The following is an 18,010-nucleotide window of genomic DNA, read 5'->3' as shown; positions in this document are numbered from 1 at the left end:
GATTGCTCCGTTGCGTGGGGGGACGGGAAAAAACGAAAAAAGCCGCGTAAACCATCCGATCCCCGGAGCGGCGAGTGTCAGGCGATTAGCATTTCTGTGCGGTTATGGTAGACCGCTACCGTATTACCGTCGTGCCCCCGTATTCCAGACTCACTTCCCAGCGCTACGCATTTTGTGGGTAGTGAAACTCGTGAATGCGTTGCATCACACGTTTAAGAGTCTTTTCAGCCTCGTCATCGGCGTTGTTGTATTCACTCCAAAAATGCCCCATAAATTCGGGCGGTGTTATGCGATACATCGTATTCGATAGCCGTTGGCAAACCCAATTGTCAGGTATTCTTTGGTCCACAAAATCGAAACAGGCCAAATCAAGGATACCAGGGCCCCCGCCATCATCACATAGCACCGATACATCACAGGATCCTTCCTCGCGCGCACTAAACTGCATATCCACGACTAAATATTCTTTCCCAAACGTAACCATAGGGTCTTCCCCGTCGGGATTGCTTCGCCGTTCGCGCATGTATCGTACGATCATCTTTCACCTCATTCTTCCGGCTGTGTTGGATTTCCTGGGGTCTCGGTTTTCCCGGGGGCTACGGCATTGGTTTTTTTGGGATCGCGGGGACGACGACTTTAACCTTAAAATCTACCGTCTCGTAGTCCACTTTTCCCGTTCTTAGGTTCTTATAGAAATGCACCTGTAGCCTTGATTCGTTCGGCCCAGAAACGGTGCGCGCCTTGAATTTGGACCAGTCCTTAATACTGGAGCCATCTTTTGTGAGGGCCTTTATTATCGATGGGTTCTTAATTCCTCCGGCTTCTAGGCGAATTTTTAAAGCGGTCTCGATGGCCCATTTTGTCAATTTGCCGTCATTTCCCAAGATGTTTCCTTCTTTCAAGGCGAGCTCAGTTTTCAAGCTCAGTCCATTAACAATATTTTTCGCCGTCTCGCCACCGACACTTTTTGCTCCTTTTGCGGCATCGACGCCAAGGGTGACGGCTTTCCCCGCGTCTTCCGCCACCTTGACACCCTGGATGACTTTCGCCATCGCGGACGCCGGGACATAAAGGGTGACCCCCATTTCCCCCAGATCGGCGAGACCGATAATTTTCTTGCGATATTCCGGCGGAATTTGATCCCAGGCGCCGCTGATGACGTTGCCCGTCTTGTCGTCGACAATTCTTACCCACACACCGGCCGTGTCGATGGCGTCGCCCAGGGTATGCAAAACCGTCGCCGTGGCATTGGGATATCGCGAATAAGAAAAGGCCACGGATTTAGCCACACCCGTGGTCAGCATTTTTTGTATCGGGTCCTTGCCCTCGGCGATGACGTCAAGACCGGCTAGGGGGTTCCCACCCCCGGCATAGGCGCTATAGGCCGCAGAAATCGCTACAACAACGGCAGCGATACACAGCCCGCCGCAAAAGACGTTATTCTTGGCCGCGTTACCGGCGGTCAGGACGGCGGTGTTGGGATCGGAGCCGCCCATCGCGGCGGCCAGCGCGCCGGATAGGCGGGCGACATCGACACCCGCCGCCGAACGAGAGTCTCATCTCACGGCGACAATCCCGCGTTCAAAGAACTCAGGCGCGCGGTGATTGCTTCGTTGCGTGGGGGCTGGGGGACGGGAAGAAAACGAAAAAAGCCGCGTAAACCATCCGATCCCCGGAGCGGCGAGTGTCAGGCGATTGGCATTTCTGTACAGAAATGCCAATCCGCCGCCGCACTCATGCTTGCGTCGAACTATACGCCATATTTATCCCAATCGGGATGAGGCATTATAGGAAAATAGATTTTCCATTTTTTTTTAACTTTTCGCAGATCAATATTACGAAGGTCAAATTTACGAATATTCCTGTAGTCAGGATACGAATAATTTTTGTATTTTAAGTAGCGCATCGTAAGCTGGGATGGGCCAAGAATATATCCCTTGAGGTATAGTTTTTCATCCGAGTTGAGCCGCGCGTCTAGTTCAATTTTTTTCCAGGCGATGTCAAATAGCTCCTTAGCTTCTCCGTATTTTGAGGCTCTGAACTTTATGTACGCTTCCATAATTTGATGTTCTGCACACAATTCAGGAATAATTTTGTTAATTGATACAAAATATTCCTCAGCTTCTTCTATACGATCAGATGCAATCGCATCCCATATTTTAAGAAATAATATAGTCGCTTTAGAGGATTTGTACAGATTTGTGATGAATGAAAGCATTGTTATTTATTTAATTGCATCATTAATTTCGCTACAGTCGAAAGTGTATATATTAATTTTTGCCATTTTTTATTTAATGCAAGACTTTTTGTATTTGATAAAAATTCTTTAGATTTTTTGATCTGTTCATAAAATTTCCGTTCATTCCATTTGGTGTGCAAGGTCCCTGCGCTTGTGCCCTCTAGAGAATGGTTCCTGAAGACATATTTTTCGCCATCTGGACCTATTGCAATGACATAACCATCAAGCTTTTTCTGGACCCTGTAGGTAACTTTACCAACAGAAACCGTCGTCGTCTCGACGAATTGGGCGGAGCCCACCCCGGAGATCGACCAATTTCCCGTTACGCCCGTCTTCGCGACCTGTTTTTCGATCGCGGTCAGCACTCCGGGCTGCGGGAGTGACGCGCCTTTTGCGGCATCGACGCCAAGGGTGACGGCTTTCCCTGCGTCTTTCGCCACCTTGACACCCTGGATGACTTTCGCCATCGCGGACGCCGAGACATAAAGGGTGACCCCCATTTCCCCCAGATCGGCGAGACCGATAATTTTCTTGCGATATTCCGGCGGAATTTGATCCCAGGCGTCGCTGATGACGTTGCCCGTCTTGTCGTCGACAATTCTTACCCACACACCGGCCGTGTCGATGGCGTCGCCCAGGGTATGCAAAACCGTCGCCGTGGCATTGGGATATCGCGAATAAGAAAAGGCCACGGATTTAGCCACACCCGTGGACAGCATTTTTTGTATCGGGTCCTTGCCCTCGGCGATGACGTCAAGACCGGCTAGGGGGTTCCCACCCCCGGCATAGGCGCTATAGGCCGCAGAAATCGCTACAACAACGGCAGCGATACACAGCCCGCCGCAAAAGACGTTATTCTTGGCCGCGTTACCGGCGGTCAGGACGGCGGTGTTGGGATCGGAGCCGCCCATCGCGGCGGCCAGCGCGCCGGATAGGCGGGCGACATCGACACCCGCCGCCGAACGAGAGCCTCATCTCACGGCGACAATCCCGCGTTCAAAGAACTCAGGCGCGCGGTGATTGCCATTTCTGTACATGAGTAAAGAAAATTGTCAGGATTTCTCATCTGGAGCCGACATACCAATCTCAAATGCGACTCCATTGTTCGTTATTTCTCCCAACAACAATCCTCCAACGGCTCGTAAAAATTCCTTTTCGTCATTAAAGTCATCTACATCATAGATTAATCCCATGTCTGGTTGTATCGCCCCTGAGGGCAACAGCCAAAACCCCTCAACGCGCAATAAGCGATTTGAAGCGGCCACTCCGGTACAAATAAGGTTCAGGGCGTCACGGGGTTTTAACAGGAGGAGGCTTTTCGTTTGAGGGCCAACTCCTAACTTCTGGAATTTTACATAAAGCGCCTCAAGTTTATCCATGACTACTTCTCCGGAATAAATGGATCCAGGATACTTCTATCGGGTGCCCACTGACCGCTTCCGTGGCCAATGGGGAGCTTTGTATTACTCATTTGCACGAGATCACCGGTTATTATATTATCTCGCACGACATAATGACCATCTGATCTGAAGTAAGCCGTCGCAGGATTGCCCGTAGGCTGTAATCTTGAGATTCGCTAAACATGTGGGCCGAATCGGCAACCAACTGCCGGCAGCGCACATCATTGCCGCACGCCTCGGCGCTTTTAATAATCTTCGCCAACTGCCGCGGCGTAAGGTAATTGTAGGTGATCGTAGTGGCTGCGGTTTGGGCTGCGGCCTCGGGGTTTACCTCGGCGGCGGAAGCTGCGAGGACCGCGGCGATCTGCCCAGCGGCAAGAACCGTCTTGCGGGCAGAGTTGCTGGAACCCGCCGCCTCCTTGCCGCCGTGTGCACCCTGATGCATTCTCGTGTTATTTATTCTCCGGAGATCGCGCCGCCCTTCATCTTCGGGGCGAGGGCGTCGCCCGAATTCTTGGTTTTGTCAGCAATGGGGGTAGATTTAAGCTACGCAACCGGACTCAGTGCCCCATCACGGCGGGCAGGGCGGTGACGATTTCGGGGAAGGCGGTGATTAGGCCGAGGGCGATCAACAGGATCGCGAAAAATGGCGCGGCGGCCATCGCGACGCGGACGATGTTGCGCCCGGTCAGGGACTGGATGACGAACAGGTTAAAGCCGACCGGTGGCGTGATCTGCGACATCTCGACCACGATAACGACGAAAATTCCGAACCACAGAGGGTCGATGCCGGCCTGTTCGACCATCGGCAGGATGACCGACGTGGTCAGCACGACGACCGATATGCCGTCGAGGAAGCAACCTAAGATCACGAAAAAGACCGTCAACGCCCCGAGTAGGGCGTAGGGCGACAGATGCAGCGAGCCGATCCATTGGGCGAGCAGGGAGGGAATTCCGGTAAAGCCCATGGCGACGGTGAGAAACGCCGCGCCGACCAAGATGAAGGCGATCATGCATGATGTCTTGGTGGCCCCGATCAGCCCCGCCTTGAAGGTTTCGAGATTGAGGGTCTTGGCGAACCACGACAGCACCAAGGCCAGCACCACGCCGACGGCGGCGGCGTCGGTCGGTGAGGCGATGCCGGCGTAAATCGAGCCGATCACCCCGGCGATCAATAAGATGACGGGGATCAAGCGTTTCGAACGGGCGAATTTTTCGCGTAACGGCAGTGACGGATCGGGGGCGGGAATCTGCGCCTTGTGGGTCAGCGACCAGATCACGACGTAACCCATGAACAACACCATCAGCATGATCCCGGGCAAAATTCCGGCGACGAACAGGCGAGCGATCGACTGTTCGGTAGCGACGCCGTAGACGATCAGGATGATCGACGGCGGAATCAACAGGCCCAGCGTCGCCGAGCCCGCCAGGGTGCCCAGGATCAGCTTTTCGGGATAGCCGCGCCGGGTCAGTTCGGGCACCGACATCTTGCCGATCGTCGCCGCCGTCGCCGCCGACGATCCCGACACCGCGGCGAATACGGCGCAGCCGACGATATTGACGTGCAGCAACCGCCCGGGCAGGCGGCCCATCCACGGCGACAGGCCGGTGAACATGTCTTCGGACATGCGCGAGCGAAACAAGATTTCGCCCATCCAGATAAACAACGGCAGCGCCGCCAACGCCCACGAATTGCTCGCCCCCCACGCGGTGGTGGCGAGCACGTCGCCCAGCGGCGCGCTGGAAAACAGCGCCATGCCGCTCAGCGCGACGATGAGCAGGGAAAAGGCGACCCAGATGCCGCTGCCCAACATGACGAAAAGCAGGGCGAGAAGCAGGACGGTCATGGCGACTTCGTTCATGGCCCGCCCCTATTCGCCGTCGAGGACGGAGCGCGCCAGCGCGCCCTCGTCGGTATCGATGGCCTGGGCGGGGTGGGCATAGGCCGGAAGCGCGCCCTTGAGCAAGGTGACGAGAGCGTCGAGCAGGGCGATCGACAACACCCCCAGGCCCAACGGCATCACCGATTGAGGCAGCCACAGCGGCACCGCGACCATGCCCGAGGATACGTCGCCGTAGAGATAGGATTGGTAACACAGCACGCTGCTGTACCACGTGAAATAAAGCGCCGCCGCGCCGCCGGCGAGGGCGGCCCAAATTTCGAAGGCGCGCCGAAAGCGCGGCGGAACCTGATGGACGACCAGGGATACCCGGATGTGCCCGCCCTCGTTGAGGGTGAAGGCGAGGGCGAAGAAGGATGCCCCGGCGAGGAAAAACCCGGTGATATCGGCGTAAGATGGGATCGTCAGCCCGATCGCCGATCCGGTCAGCAGCGTCGAGACGCGGTCGATCGAATTGAGCAGAACTTGAGCGGACACCAAAAGACAGATGGCGGCGATGAAGGCGGCGGCGATCCATCCGCACGCCCGGTACAATCGGTCGAGAAATCGTCTCACGCGGGCCTCCTGTCGTGGGGTGATTTTTTTAATTTTTTTTTAGGGGAAATATTTCCCCGGTGGAAAAAACGCGGCAGGGACGCCGACGCGCCCCCGCCGCGCGGCCGTCAGGGCTTGTAGGCGTTAAGGATCGCCGCGCCTTGTGCGCCGGCGTCTTTTTTCCATTGCGTCATCATTTCACCGCCGATTTTCTTCAGTCCGGCCATCAATTCGGGGCTCGGGGTGATGATATGCATGCCGTTTTCACGCAGGATCGCGGTTTTCTCGGCGGTTTCCTTCTTGCTCATCGCCCAGCCACGGGTTTGCGCTTCCTGGGCGGCCTTGATTACCGCCGCCTGTTCGTCTTTGCTTAGTCTGTGGAAGGCGCGGGCGTTGACGACGACGATGTTTTTCGGCACCCAGGCCTGAATATTGGTGTAGTACGATACGTAATCCCACGCCTTCGAGTTGGCCCCGGTGGACGGCGAGGTGATCATCGCCTCGACCCGCCCGGTGGCGAACGCCTGGGGAATGTCGGGTACCTGAACCTGGGTTGGGGCGGCGCCGACCAGCTTGGCGAAACGTTCCAAGGTGGCGTTATAGGTGCGGAACTTCAGACCCTTGAGGTCGGCGACGGTCTTGATTTCGTGCTTGGTGTATAGCCCCTGGGGCGGCCACGGTACGGAAAAAAGCACCATCAGGCCCTGCTTTCCGAGCAGCTTTTCGACCACCGGGCGTTGCGCCTTCCACAGTGCCGCGGCCTGTTTGTAATCGGTCGCCAAAAAGGGCTGGGTGTCGATCCCGAAGGCCGGGTTCTCGTTGGCCAGAAGGCCGAGGAAAAATTCGCCGATCGGCACTTGGCCGCCGCGCACGGCGTTCTTGATTTCCTTGTGCTTGAACAGGGAACCCGCCGAGTGAACCTTGATGGTCAGCTTGCCGTGGGTCGCTTTTTCGACGTCCTTGGCGAATTCGATGATGTTCTGGGTGTGGAACGTCTTGTCCGGGTAGGGCGTCGGCATGTCCCAGGTGTCGGCCTTGGCCAACGGCGAAAGCGCGACCGCGGCAATCGCCGTGGCCAACGCGGCGCCGGCCATGGTCGGCGCGGTTTTTTTGGTGATGTTGCTCATGATGATGCATCCTCGAAAGTTGACGTTTAAGCGCGGGGCAAAACGTAAACGAGCGGATCGAACACCAGCATAATCGACGGCGGCCAGTATATTCGACGACGGATTTAAATTCTTTGGCGCGCCTGTTTCCCCGCGCGCAACCCGAAGCCCGTTTTTCTTTCCCTGCCTCCCAGTGGAGTACGAAAGCATAACGTTGACAGTTTGTCAATGTTATGCCAGCGTTTGATTGCCGTATGATTTTTAACCGATGAAGGTCGCGACGATGGCAGTTGAACAGCCCCCCCTCAAAACCCCAAACGAGCATGAGGGGGGAACAAGAGCAAAAGAAGAGTGGCAGTTCTGGATCGACCGCGGCGGCACCTTCACGGATATCGTCGCGCGGCGCGGCGATGGCGTGATGCGCACCCACAAGCTGTTGTCGGAAAATCCCGAACGCTACCCGGACGCGGCGCTACAGGGCATCCGCGACGTGTTGGGCGTGGATGCGTCCGAGCCGATACCCGCCGAAAACATCGACGCCATCAAGATGGGCACCACGGTGGCCACCAACGCCCTGCTGGAACGCAAGGGCGAAGCCGTCGCCTTCGTGACGACGCGGGGTTTTGGCGACGCCCTGAAAATCGGCTATCAAAACCGTCCGCGCCTCTTCGATCGCAATGTCATTTTGCCCGCCCCCCTGTATGCACGGGTCATCGAAATCGACGAACGGCGCGCCGCCGACGGCGCACTGTTGATCCCGCTCGACGAAGGTGCGCTGCGCACGGCCTTGCAGGCCGCCTTCGATGACGGGCTGCGCGCCGTCGCCATCGTTTTCATGCACGGCTACCGCTACCCCGATCACGAACGACGTGCCGGGGCGATCGCCCGCGATGTTGGGTTCACCCAGGTCAGCTTGTCCCACGAGGCCAGTCCGCTGATTAAATTCGTCGGGCGCGGCGATACCGCCGTCGTCGATGCCTATCTATCCCCGATCCTGCGACGTTACGTCGATAAAGTGGCCGCGGAGGTCGGCGACGCGCGCCTGATGTTCATGCAATCGAACGGCGGTTTGACCGCCGCAGACAGGTTCCAGGGCAAGGACGCCATCCTGTCCGGTCCGGCGGGGGGCGTGGTCGGCATGGTGCGCACGGCGAAAATGGCCGGATTCGATAAGATCATCGGTTTCGACATGGGCGGCACCTCGACCGACGTTTCCCATTTCAGCGGCGCCTACGAGCGGGTTTTTGAAACCCAGGTCGCCGGCGCGCGGTTGCGCGCGCCGATGATGAATATTCACACCGTGGCGGCGGGCGGCGGCTCGGTGCTGGCGTACGACGGTGGACGGTTTCGGGTCGGCCCGGATTCGGCGGGGGCCAATCCGGGTCCGGCCTGTTACCGACGCGGCGGGCCGCTCTGCGTGACCGATTGCAATGTCATGTTGGGTAAAATCCAGCCTGAATTTTTCCCCCACGTGTTCGGTCCCGACGCCGAACTCCCCCTCGATGACGCCGTGGTGCGCGAGAAATTCGCGCTTTTGGGCGATGAGACCGGCAAATCCTCCGAGGCCGTCGCCGAGGGCTTCCTGCGCATCGCGGTGGACAACATGGCCAACGCGGTCAAGCAGATTTCGGTGCAGCGGGGCTACGACGTCACCGAATATACCCTGTGCTGCTTCGGCGGCGCGGGTGGCCAGCATGCCTGTTTGGTCGCCGACGCCTTGGGGATGGAGAGCATTTTCGTTCACGCCTACGCCGGCGTGCTGTCCGCCTATGGCATGGGACTGGCCGACCTCAGCGTGATCAAGGAACGCTCGATCGAGGCGCTCCTCGACCCCTCGCGGATCGAGGAAATCGAAAAAGCTTTCACCGACATGGCCGCCGAGGCGCGCGCCGAGCTGATCGGCCAGGGCGTGCCCGCCCGGGACATCGTCACCGCGCGCACGGTGCGCCTGCGCTATCAGGGCACCGACACCGCGATCGGCGTGGCGGCGGGCGGCGAGGCCGAGATGCGCCGCGATTTCGCCGAAAGCCATCGCCGCCAGTTCGGTTTCGTGATGGAGGACCGCGCCGTCGCCGTCGCCGAAATCTTGCTCGAGGCGTCCGGCGGGGCCGAGGCGATCGGCGAACCCGAAGGGGCCGTTTCGACCCCCGGACCCTTGCCCGAGCCGCTGTCCACGGTGCGTATGTTCACCGATGGGGCGGCGCACGCGACCCCGGTGTTCGATGGCCCCGCCCTGCGTCCCGGTCATAAAATCATGGGGCCTGCGATCCTGGTCGATCAAAACAGCACCACCGTGGTCGAGCCGGGCTGGCAGGCGGAGATTACCGCCGCCGGGCATCTCGCCCTGCGCCGTGTCGTGGCGCGCCCGCGCCGTCACGCCATCGGCACCGAGGCCGACCCGATCATGCTGGAAATTTTCAATAACCTATATATGTCGATCGCCGAACAAATGGGCAGCGTGCTCGCCAATACCGCCCATTCGGTGAACATCAAGGAACGGCTCGATTTTTCCTGCGCCATTTTCGACGCCGCGGGCAATCTGGTCGCCAACGCGCCGCACATGCCGGTCCACCTGGGTTCAATGGGCGACAGCGTGCGTTCGGTGGTGCGTAAATGGGATGGCGATATTCACCAAGGCGACGTTTTCGTCGTCAACGCGCCATACAATGGCGGCACCCATCTGCCCGACGTAACGGTGATCACGCCGGTCCTCGGCGCGGGGTCGGCGGCGATTATCTTTTATGTCGCCTCGCGCGGCCACCATGCCGATATCGGTGGCGTGACGCCGGGTTCGATGCCGCCCCACAGCACGAATATCAACGAAGAAGGCGTCGTGCTCGACAACTTGCGCCTGGTGCGCGCCGGACGCTTCTTGGAAGATGAAATCCGCGACGTGCTGTTGTCGGGTCCCTATCCGGCGCGCAACGTGGAACAAAATCTGGCCGATCTGCGCGCCCAAATCGCCGCCAATGAAAAGGGCGTGCGCGAGTTGGGCGCGATGGTCGGTCATTTCGGCCTCGACGTGGTGCAGGCCTACATGGCGCACGTTCAGGACAACGCCGAGGAAGCGGTGCGCCGGGTGATCGGCACCCTGACGGCGGGATCCTTCACCTATCCGATGGACAACGGCGGCGTGATCCGGGTGCGCGTTGACGTCGATGCGCGGGGGCGCGGGGCGACGATCGATTTTAGCGGCACCTCCGAGCAATTGGCCAACAACTTCAACGCGCCGCTGTCGGTGTGCCGGGCGGCGGCGTTGTATGTCTTTCGTTCCCTGGTCGATGACGATATCCCGATGAACGAGGGCTGTTTGAAGCCGCTCGACATCATCGTCGCCAAGGGCTCGATGCTCAATCCCGAATACCCGGCCGCGGTGGTGGCGGGCAACGTGGAAACCTCGCAGGCGGTGGTTGATACGCTATACGGCGCGCTGGGCGTGATGGGCGCGGCGCAGGGCACCATGAACAACCTGACCTTCGGCAACGCGCGCACCCAATATTACGAAACCATTTGTGGCGGCGCCGGGGCGGGGCCGAGTTTCGACGGCGCCGACGCGGTACACACCCATATGACCAATTCGCGCCTAACCGATCCGGAAATCTTGGAACTGCGTTACCCGGTGGTGCTTGAGGATTTTCACATCCGCCTGGGCAGCGGCGGCGCGGGTCGCCATACGGGCGGCGACGGCGTGGTCCGGCGGCTTCGTTTCGAGGCGGCGATGGACGTCGCCATCCTGTCCGGGCACAGAACCGTGCCGCCCTACGGCATGGCGGGCGGCGCGCCCGGCGCGTTGGGACGTAATCTGGTGATCCGCAAGAGCGGCGCGCGCCGGGAGATGGCCGCTTGCGATCAGGTGACGGTCGAGGCGGGCGACGTGGTGGTGATCGAAACCCCGGGCGGCGGCGGTTATGGCGAGGCGCCGTGACGCGGCGGTCGTACGATAGCGCAGACAGGCAACGGGAGGACTTTTCCAATGACGGGCGACAAGCAACATAAAATTTCCGGTGCGCCGGTACCCATCGTCTCCTCGCAGCATCTGGCGTCCGGCGAGGGCTGGCAAATGAGCGAGTTCGAGTATGGCTTAATTATCGCCTACAACGCTTTCAGTCGCTGGATGACGCGGTGCATGACGGCGTCGGGGTTTCGCGATTTCAGCCCCCTGGACGTCCTCGTCGTGCACAACGTCAATCATCGCGATCGCGAAAAACGCCTGGTTGACATTTGCTTTATGCTCAATATCGAAGACCAGCACACGGTCAATTATGCGCTGAAAAAATTAGTCAAGGCGGGTCTGATCGACGGCGAAAAGCGGGGTAAGGAAATTTACTACGCGACCACCGCATTGGGGAAAAAAACCTGTGAGGAATACCGCGTCGTACGCGAACGCTGCCTGATCCCTTCGCTCAGCGCCATCGACCAGGAAGAAAACGAGTTGTCCCACGCCGCCGCGCTATTGCGTCTGATGTCGGGAATTTACGATCAGGCCTCGCGCGCTGCGGCGTCGTTATAGGGGGCGTTTCCCCCGGAGTTCCGGGAAGAATTAAAGACTCCCTTGGATTGTGCCCTCAAATCGTGCCATGACTGTGCGACGACAAATGCTGATGAGGGGTAATCATGGCGGATGCACCGAAAAAGTCGGGCGTGCCGGACGGTGGCGCGGCGGATGAGCACGAGGTTAGCCTAAGCCGAACCTTGGGGCCGTTCACCGTCACCATGATGGGCGTCGGCGGCATGATCGGGGCTGGAATTTTCGCCCTCACCGGGATCGCGGCGGGCAAGGCGGGGCCGGCGGTGATCGTGGTCTTTCTGCTCAACGGTTTTGTCACATTGCTGACGGCGTTCGCGTATGCCGAATTGGGCTCGGCCTTTCCCCGCGCCGGTGGCGGCTATGTGTGGATCAAGGAAGGCTTGGGCGGGGCGAACGGCTTTCTCGGCGGCTGGATGAGTTGGTTCGGCTACGTCGTCGCCGGGGCGCTATACGCCATCGCCTTCGGCGGCTTCGCCGCCGATTCGTGGACGGCGATGGGGTTGCCCATGGGCGGCTGGACAAGCGCGCATATCGGCCCGATTTTCACGGTCGGGGTCTTGCTTGTCTTCAGCGCCTTCAATTTTTTCGGCGCCAAGGAAGCGGGCGCCATGGGCAACGTCATCACGGTGACCAAGATTATCATCCTGGGCGCCTTCGTGCTGTTTGGCGTCGTCGTCATGTTTTCCTCCGGGACCTGGGAGGGCCGCTTCACGCACGATTTCATGCCCAATGGCGTCTCCGGCGTTTTCGTCGCCATGGGGCTGACGTTTATCGCCTTCGAAGGCTATGAGATCATTGCCCAGTCGGGCGAGGAGATCATCGATCCCAAGCGCAATATCCCGCGCGGCATCTTCATTTCCATCGCCATCGCCGTCGCCGTCTACGTGTTGGTGGGGATCGTCGCCATCGGGGCCACCGTGACGCCCCCCGGGATTTCGGTGCACGCCTATCTGGGACAACAAAAAGAATTGGCGATCGTCAGCGTGGCGCGGCAGATATTTCCTTTTGGTTCGGGCGGCGCTTTGATGTTGATTAGCGGCCTGGCGGCGACCATGTCGGCGTTGAACGTGACCTTGTATTCGGCTTCGCGAGTGGCCTTTGCGATGGGGCGCGAACACAATCTTCCCCCCGCTTTTTCCCGTATTCATCCGCGCTTCACGACGCCTTACGTCGCGGTGGTGGTCTCCGGGGCGATGATGGTGGTGGCGGGTTTGACGTTGCCGATCGAAACCGCGGCGACGGCAGGCGGCATCATGTTTTTGCTGATGTTCATCCAGGTGAATTTGGCGGTCATGACCCTGCGCCAGAAGGATCCCGACGCTCGGCGCGGCTTCACGGTCCCGTTTTTTCCTTTGCCGATGGTCATCGCGGTGACGGCGAACGCGGCGTTGGTGCTGTACATGGTGACCTATAACCCGACCGCGGTGTGGATGGCGTTTATCTGGATCGTATTGGGGTTGTTGGCCTACACCATGTATTTCGAAAAACATGAAACGACGCAAAAACCCAAGGCGATCGTCCACGAGGAAGCCGTCGGAAGACAGGACTACACGGTCCTGGTCGCGGTGCGCGAACGGCGTGAGAGCCGGGTTTTGGGCTGGTTCGCCGCCGCCCTCGCCAAGGCGCGCAAGGGCGGCGTTCTGGCGGTCAACATGCTTGAGGTGCCGCCCCCGCTTAGCCTTGGCGAGGGTCGTCAGATGGTGGATACCGCAAAAGGCTATTTCGAGGCGGTGAGCGAGGAGGCGAAACGGCGCAAGACTCCGCTGCACACGCTGATCATGATCTCGCGCGCGGTCGGCCCGGCATTGATGGAGATCGTGCGCGAACGCCAAGGCGATATCGCGGTCTTGGGGTGGACCGGCGAGAAAAAACGTGGTCGCCTGTTTGGACACACCAGTGACGAACTTTTGGCCAATCCCCCGACGAATATCGCCCTGGTGCGCGCCGCCGCGCGCGCAAAAGAAATCCACGAGAATATTCTGGTGCCCGTGATCGCCGGGGCGAATAGCCGCCTTGCGCTTGAACTGGCGTGCGATATCGGGCGGGTTGTCGCGGGCAGGAAACACGCGCATGTGACTTTGCTGCATGTTGTCCAAAGCAAGGACGCATTAAGTGCGGGGTGGGACGATGCGTTTGCCGACCTGCGGGAGAATATTACTTATGGGAAGTTGGAAACCAAGCTGGTTCAAGGCGCAAGCATCGCCAACACGATCGTCGAAGAGGCCGAAAATCACGACTTGATGATTTTCGGCGCGAGTGATGAGCCGATTTTCGAGCGTATCCGGACCGGCAACATCTCCCGCCGCCTGTTGCGCGACGCCAAGCCGACGACGGTGATGGTCAAGCGTCGCCAGCCGGTGCTCGGTTCCTTGCTCCGCCGCACCGTGCTGTCCGACCCGGCCCGCGCGAAGGTGAAGGCGAAGGCGCAGGTGAAGAAATGAGATTTTTGGCGCGCAGCCGCCCGTTGAAGCCCTCGACGAAGGCGTTTTGGGTTGGTTTCCCCGGCGTGACGTAACGCCACTCGACCCGGCGGCCCTGCGACCACTTGAGGATCGCCATGCTGGTCAACTCGGTGCCGTCGTCACTGACGACCGTCCTCGGCCTGCCGCACTGTCCGATGATGGCATCCAGCTCTCGGGCCACACGAGCGCCGGAGAGCGACGTATCGGCCACCAGCCCCAGGCATTACTTTAAGTCATCGACGATGCGCAGATGCGGAAACGGTAGCTGTCGTCCAGGACGTCGGAGGCAAAATTCAGCGACCAGCGCTGGTTCGGCCCTTCAGGCGCCTGGGTGTGTCCAAAGCCCGCTTGCGCCCGTTCCGTTTGCGCACCCGCAGACCCTCCTTCCCGGTACAGGCGACGCAGCTTCTTCTGGTTCATACGCAGACCTTCTCTCAATAACCGTATGCGCAGACGGCGATAGCCGAACCGTCGCCGTCCCACCGACAACGACCGCAGGCGCTCCCGCAGCGCTGCGTCGTCCGGTTTGACCGACCGGTAGCGGACTGTGCTGCGATCCGCGCCCAGTGTCCTGCATGCCCGCCGCTCGCTCACCTCGTAGGTTCCCTGAAGATGAGCGGCGGCACTTCGCCTGGCGGCGGGCGTCACCACTTTTTTGAATTGATGTCCTTGAGCATGGCGTTGTCCAACATCGCCTCGGCCAACAGCTTCTTGAGCCGGTTGTTCTCCGCTTCCAGCGCCTTCAACCGTTTGGCGTTGGAAATCTCCATGCCCCCAAACTTGGACTTCCATTTATAAAAAGTGGCCTCGCTGACGCCATGGCGGCGGCAAACGTCTGCCGTCTTCTGACCGGCGCCTTGCTCGCGTAAAAGCCCAATAATCTGCTCTTCCGTGAAACGGGAACGCTTCATTTCCATCTCCTTCTTAGGTGATGGACTCCACTTTAAAATGGTGGAAAAAAGAGGGCTCACGTCACTGGCTCACGCTTTTGAACGGCGCGTCAAGATCCGGCGTCCCCCCACTTTTCGCATGGACATAAATTTCGAAGAGATGCGATAACCAAAACATAAAAGGAAAAAGACATGACGCGCTTTACCACCCGCCCCGAAATTCTGGGGACCTTCGGCGTCGTCGCGACGACGCACTGGCTGGCTTCGGCGGTCGGCATGGCGGTTTTGGAACGCGGCGGCAATGCGTTCGACGCCGCCGTGGCGACCGGCTTCGTTCTGCAGGTTGTGGAACCGCATCTCAATGGGCCGGGCGGCGAGGCGCCCATAATCGCGGCCCCGAACGACGGTCCGGTCAAAGTGATCTGCGGTCAGGGCGTGGCCCCCGCGGCGGCCACGATCGAAACCTATCGCGATTTGGGGCTGGACGTCGTGCCCGGCAGCGGCCTCCTCGCCGCCGTCGTGCCCGGCGCGTTCGACGCCTGGCTAAGACTGCTGCGCGATTACGGCACGATGCGTCTTGGCGATATTCTCGAATACGCTATCGGCTACGCCCGCGCCGGCTACCCCATGGCGCCCAATATTCCCAAAACGATCGCTGCGGTTCAGGAATTGTTCGAGGATCATTGGAAAACATCCGCGCAAATTTATTTGCCCGATGGCCGGGTCCCCAAGGCGGGGGCTTTGTTTCGCAATCGCGCCATGGCCGACATGTACGCACGTATCGTCCGCGAGGCCGAGGACGCCTCGTCTCGTCGAGAAGGGCAAATCGAGGCGGCGCGCAAGGTCTGGCGGCAAGGCTTCGTCGCCGAGGCGATCGACCGTTTCTGCCGAACGACCCAGGCTATGGACACTTCGGGACGCGCCCATTTTGGCCTGCTTAACGGCGCCGACATCGCCGCATGGGAAGCGTCCGTCGAAGATCCGGTGACGTTCGATTACCATGGTTATACGGTGTGCAAGAGCGGGCCGTGGGGGCAGGGGCCGGTTTTTCTCCAGCAGTTGGCGTTGCTTAAGGGGATCGATTTTTCCGCGATGGATGAACTGTCGCCGGATTTCGTCCATGTGGTTACCGAGAGCGCGAAACTGGCGTTCGCCGATCGGGAAGCCTTTTACGGCGATCCCAATTTTATCGACGTGCCGATGGATGTCTTATTAAGCGACACCTACAACGATCAACGGCGCGCCCTGATCGGAGAGGAAGCCTCCTTTGAAATTCGACCGGGAACGGTGGCGGGTTATGGCGGCAAGGTCATCGTGCGTCTGAAGGGACAATCGACGCAAAGCGGCGGAAAATACGATATTGGAGAACCCACGGTCGCGCGTTTCGACGAACCTCGGCCCAGCGAAGACGGTGGAACCCGAGGCGACACCTGTCATTTCGATATCATCGATCGATGGGGAAATATGGTCAGCGCCACGCCCAGCGGGGGCTGGCTGCAAAGCTCGCCGATTATTCCCGAACTGGGTTTTTGCCTATCGAATCGGGCGCAGATGTTCTGGCTCGACCCGTCGTCGCAGACCCGCCTGATTCCCGGCGCTCGCCCCCGCACCACGCTCACGCCGTCTTTGGCGCTGCGCGACGGCGTCCCCTATATGGCCTTCGGCACCCCCGGCGGCGATCAGCAGGACCAATGGTCGCTGCATATGTTTTTGCGCCACGTCCATTTCGGTCTCAACCTACAAGAGGCGATCGACGCGCCCGGCTTCAACACCACCCATTTCCCAAATTCGTTCTATCCGCGTGAATGCAATCCGGGACACCTAGTGATCGAGGGGCGTTTCCCCGCGGCGACCCGGGACGCCCTGCGGGCCCGCGGCCATAACTTGGAGGTTGACGGCGATTGGACCTTGGGGCGGATGACCGGTGCGATCAAGGATGGCGATCTTTTGAAGGCGGGGGCCAATCCGCGTTTCATGCAAGGTTACGCCGTCGGCCGTTAATTCGCTGCGCGGTCGGTCGAGGAAAACCGACCGTGTCAAAAACCGGGATCGTCAAGCAGGGGAGACGGCTTGGCGAGCCGTTTCAGGCGCGCGATATTGGTCAGGCGGACCTTGTTTCCGGAAACCTCGACGCCATGCCCTTTCAGGGCGCTGAAGGCGCGTGATTGGTTTTCCGGGGACATGCCCAGTATCGACGCCAGTATGCGTTTTTCGATATCGATGGTGACGACGCCATGGCCGCCCTGGGTTTCATTGCAGTACAACAAATAGTTGGCGAGCCGCTCGGTCGCGTTGCGCAGCTTCAGGTTCTTGGTGTTCTTGATGACGCCGCGATAACAACTGGCCAGTTCGGCCATGATGGCGTGAGAAAACGCCGTGCAAGCGTGCATGGCGGCGCGCACATCGACGGAGGGAATCATAAGGATATGCGATTTTTCGATGGTGCGCGCGGACATCAGGTAGGGGGCGTCGAGGGCGGATGCGGCGAGGATGAAGGTCGAATAGGGTCGAACCACGTAAATCGTCGTTTCCCGGTCATTGGCGTGGGCGAACATTTCGACGGCGCCGTCAACGACCACATGCAGAAAATCGGAGGGGTCGCCCTCGGTAATTAGGTGAAGGTGCGGAGGGAATGCTTGAAAATAAGCCATCGCCATCATGACATCGAAGGTTTCCTCCTTCATGTCGGCAAAAAGATCGAGGGCGCGAACTTTTGTGAGTTCTTCGGATCGCATGAGACCTCCGTCGGTGGGGATATCTGGGATGTCGGGCGGTTGTGTCTTTTTGCTTCTTAGGGCGAGGGAGGCATTCATATGGCCGAAGGCCGGATTTCCACTTTTTCCGTAGGGACTCTTATTTTCATGCACCAAGAATTGATAAATATCAAACATGAAATTGAAAATTATTCATAACGATCCTGCGGTTGTCTGGCGGTTCAGTTGATTGTTCT

Annotated in this window: 15 protein-coding genes and 1 pseudogene; 4 read left to right on the top strand and 12 right to left on the bottom strand. The window is 59.2% G+C overall.

Annotated elements, in window-relative coordinates; genetic code table 11:
* Nucleotides 1-163: 163 nt before the first annotated feature.
* The 10 genes from P3M64_RS06565 to P3M64_RS06525 form a co-directional block, all read right to left on the bottom strand.
* Nucleotides 164-538: a hypothetical protein gene (locus P3M64_RS06565; RefSeq protein ID WP_132940192.1), complete on the bottom strand. Its 375-nt coding sequence runs from the start codon at nucleotides 536-538 to the stop codon at nucleotides 164-166.
* Between the two features lie 58 nt (nucleotides 539-596).
* On the bottom strand, nucleotides 597-1,232 hold the full coding sequence (locus P3M64_RS06560; protein ID WP_276157070.1) for a hypothetical protein: 636 nt from the start codon (nucleotides 1,230-1,232) through the stop codon (nucleotides 597-599).
* Nucleotides 1,233-1,750: 518 nt separating this feature from the next.
* Complete coding sequence (locus tag P3M64_RS06555) at nucleotides 1,751-2,218, bottom strand: hypothetical protein (protein ID WP_276157069.1); 468 nt, start codon at nucleotides 2,216-2,218, stop codon at nucleotides 1,751-1,753.
* 2 nt (nucleotides 2,219-2,220) lie between these two features.
* Nucleotides 2,221-3,150, bottom strand: a complete 930-nt coding sequence (locus P3M64_RS06550; protein WP_276157068.1) for a hypothetical protein — start codon at nucleotides 3,148-3,150, stop codon at nucleotides 2,221-2,223.
* 141 nt (nucleotides 3,151-3,291) lie between these two features.
* Complete coding sequence (locus P3M64_RS06545) at nucleotides 3,292-3,618, bottom strand: hypothetical protein (protein ID WP_132938665.1); 327 nt, start codon at nucleotides 3,616-3,618, stop codon at nucleotides 3,292-3,294.
* Between the two features lie 2 nt (nucleotides 3,619-3,620).
* Nucleotides 3,621-3,812, bottom strand: a complete 192-nt coding sequence (locus P3M64_RS14420) for a colicin E5-related ribonuclease (protein ID WP_132938884.1) — start codon at nucleotides 3,810-3,812, stop codon at nucleotides 3,621-3,623.
* Nucleotides 3,731-4,084, bottom strand: coding sequence for a hypothetical protein (locus tag P3M64_RS06540; protein ID WP_132938666.1), 354 nt, complete (start codon nucleotides 4,082-4,084; stop codon nucleotides 3,731-3,733). Before P3M64_RS06540 ends, P3M64_RS14420 begins: the two co-directional genes overlap by 82 nt.
* Nucleotides 4,085-4,199: 115 nt before the next feature.
* Nucleotides 4,200-5,501, bottom strand: coding sequence for a TRAP transporter large permease (locus tag P3M64_RS06535; RefSeq protein WP_132938667.1), 1,302 nt, complete (start codon nucleotides 5,499-5,501; stop codon nucleotides 4,200-4,202).
* 9 nt (nucleotides 5,502-5,510) lie between these two features.
* On the bottom strand, nucleotides 5,511-6,095 hold the full coding sequence (locus P3M64_RS06530) for a TRAP transporter small permease (protein WP_132938668.1): 585 nt from the start codon (nucleotides 6,093-6,095) through the stop codon (nucleotides 5,511-5,513).
* 107 nt (nucleotides 6,096-6,202) lie between these two features.
* Complete coding sequence (locus P3M64_RS06525; protein WP_132938669.1) at nucleotides 6,203-7,201, bottom strand: TRAP transporter substrate-binding protein; 999 nt, start codon at nucleotides 7,199-7,201, stop codon at nucleotides 6,203-6,205.
* Nucleotides 7,202-7,463: 262 nt separating this feature from the next.
* On the opposite strand from P3M64_RS06525, the gene P3M64_RS06520 reads away from it, so the two are divergent.
* The 3 genes from P3M64_RS06520 to P3M64_RS06510 all read left to right on the top strand — a co-directional run bounded on the left by P3M64_RS06520 (nucleotide 7,464) and on the right by P3M64_RS06510 (nucleotide 14,149).
* The gene (locus P3M64_RS06520; RefSeq protein WP_132938670.1) at nucleotides 7,464-11,105 is read left to right on the top strand and encodes a hydantoinase B/oxoprolinase family protein; all 3,642 of its coding nucleotides are present in this window, start codon (nucleotides 7,464-7,466) and stop codon (nucleotides 11,103-11,105) included.
* Nucleotides 11,106-11,153: 48 nt separating this feature from the next.
* A complete protein-coding gene (locus P3M64_RS06515; protein ID WP_132938671.1) occupies nucleotides 11,154-11,690 on the top strand; it encodes a winged helix DNA-binding protein in 537 nt (178 codons plus the stop codon).
* A 104-nt stretch (nucleotides 11,691-11,794) separates the two neighbouring features.
* Complete coding sequence (locus P3M64_RS06510; RefSeq protein WP_132938672.1) at nucleotides 11,795-14,149, top strand: amino acid permease; 2,355 nt, start codon at nucleotides 11,795-11,797, stop codon at nucleotides 14,147-14,149.
* 10 nt (nucleotides 14,150-14,159) lie between these two features.
* On the opposite strand, the pseudogene P3M64_RS06505 reads toward P3M64_RS06510, so the two are convergent.
* Nucleotides 14,160-15,081, bottom strand: a pseudogene (locus P3M64_RS06505) (IS3 family transposase); the annotation flags it as partial.
* Nucleotides 15,082-15,252: 171 nt separating this feature from the next.
* Between P3M64_RS06505 and P3M64_RS06500 the strand changes: the two are divergent.
* Nucleotides 15,253-17,061 (top strand): gamma-glutamyltransferase family protein, encoded by a 1,809-nt coding sequence (locus tag P3M64_RS06500; protein WP_132938675.1) that lies wholly within the window; start codon nucleotides 15,253-15,255, stop codon nucleotides 17,059-17,061.
* A 35-nt stretch (nucleotides 17,062-17,096) separates the two neighbouring features.
* Here P3M64_RS06500 and P3M64_RS06495 read toward each other — a convergent pair whose 3' ends face one another.
* Nucleotides 17,097-17,795, bottom strand: coding sequence for a cyclic nucleotide-binding domain-containing protein (locus P3M64_RS06495; RefSeq protein WP_132938676.1), 699 nt, complete (start codon nucleotides 17,793-17,795; stop codon nucleotides 17,097-17,099).
* Nucleotides 17,796-18,010 lie beyond the last annotated feature (215 nt).

Source organism: Varunaivibrio sulfuroxidans (genome assembly GCF_029318635.1).
Lineage (GTDB): Bacteria > Pseudomonadota > Alphaproteobacteria > Rhodospirillales > Magnetovibrionaceae > Varunaivibrio > Varunaivibrio sulfuroxidans.
Note: the sequence above shows the minus strand (reverse complement) of the source record. Positions and strands in the feature narration are given on the sequence as shown.

Bases quoted from the DNA above. Each gene is read 5' to 3' on its own strand.
- P3M64_RS06565 (WP_132940192.1), bottom strand. From the start codon at position 538: ATGATCGTACGATACATGCGCGAACGGCGAAGCAATCCCGACGGGGAA.
- P3M64_RS06555 (WP_276157069.1), bottom strand. From the start codon at position 2,218: ATGCTTTCATTCATCACAAATCTGTACAAATCCTCTAAAGCGACTATA.
- P3M64_RS06550 (WP_276157068.1), bottom strand. From the start codon at position 3,150: ATGGGCGGCTCCGATCCCAACACCGCCGTCCTGACCGCCGGTAACGCG.
- P3M64_RS06545 (WP_132938665.1), bottom strand. From the start codon at position 3,618: ATGGATAAACTTGAGGCGCTTTATGTAAAATTCCAGAAGTTAGGAGTT.
- P3M64_RS06540 (WP_132938666.1), bottom strand. From the start codon at position 4,084: ATGCATCAGGGTGCACACGGCGGCAAGGAGGCGGCGGGTTCCAGCAAC.
- P3M64_RS06535 (WP_132938667.1), bottom strand. From the start codon at position 5,501: ATGAACGAAGTCGCCATGACCGTCCTGCTTCTCGCCCTGCTTTTCGTC.
- P3M64_RS06525 (WP_132938669.1), bottom strand. From the start codon at position 7,201: ATGAGCAACATCACCAAAAAAACCGCGCCGACCATGGCCGGCGCCGCG.
- P3M64_RS06520 (WP_132938670.1), top strand. From the start codon at position 7,464: ATGGCAGTTGAACAGCCCCCCCTCAAAACCCCAAACGAGCATGAGGGG.
- P3M64_RS06515 (WP_132938671.1), top strand. From the start codon at position 11,154: ATGACGGGCGACAAGCAACATAAAATTTCCGGTGCGCCGGTACCCATC.
- P3M64_RS06510 (WP_132938672.1), top strand. From the start codon at position 11,795: ATGGCGGATGCACCGAAAAAGTCGGGCGTGCCGGACGGTGGCGCGGCG.
- P3M64_RS06500 (WP_132938675.1), top strand. From the start codon at position 15,253: ATGACGCGCTTTACCACCCGCCCCGAAATTCTGGGGACCTTCGGCGTC.
- P3M64_RS06495 (WP_132938676.1), bottom strand. From the start codon at position 17,795: ATGCGATCCGAAGAACTCACAAAAGTTCGCGCCCTCGATCTTTTTGCC.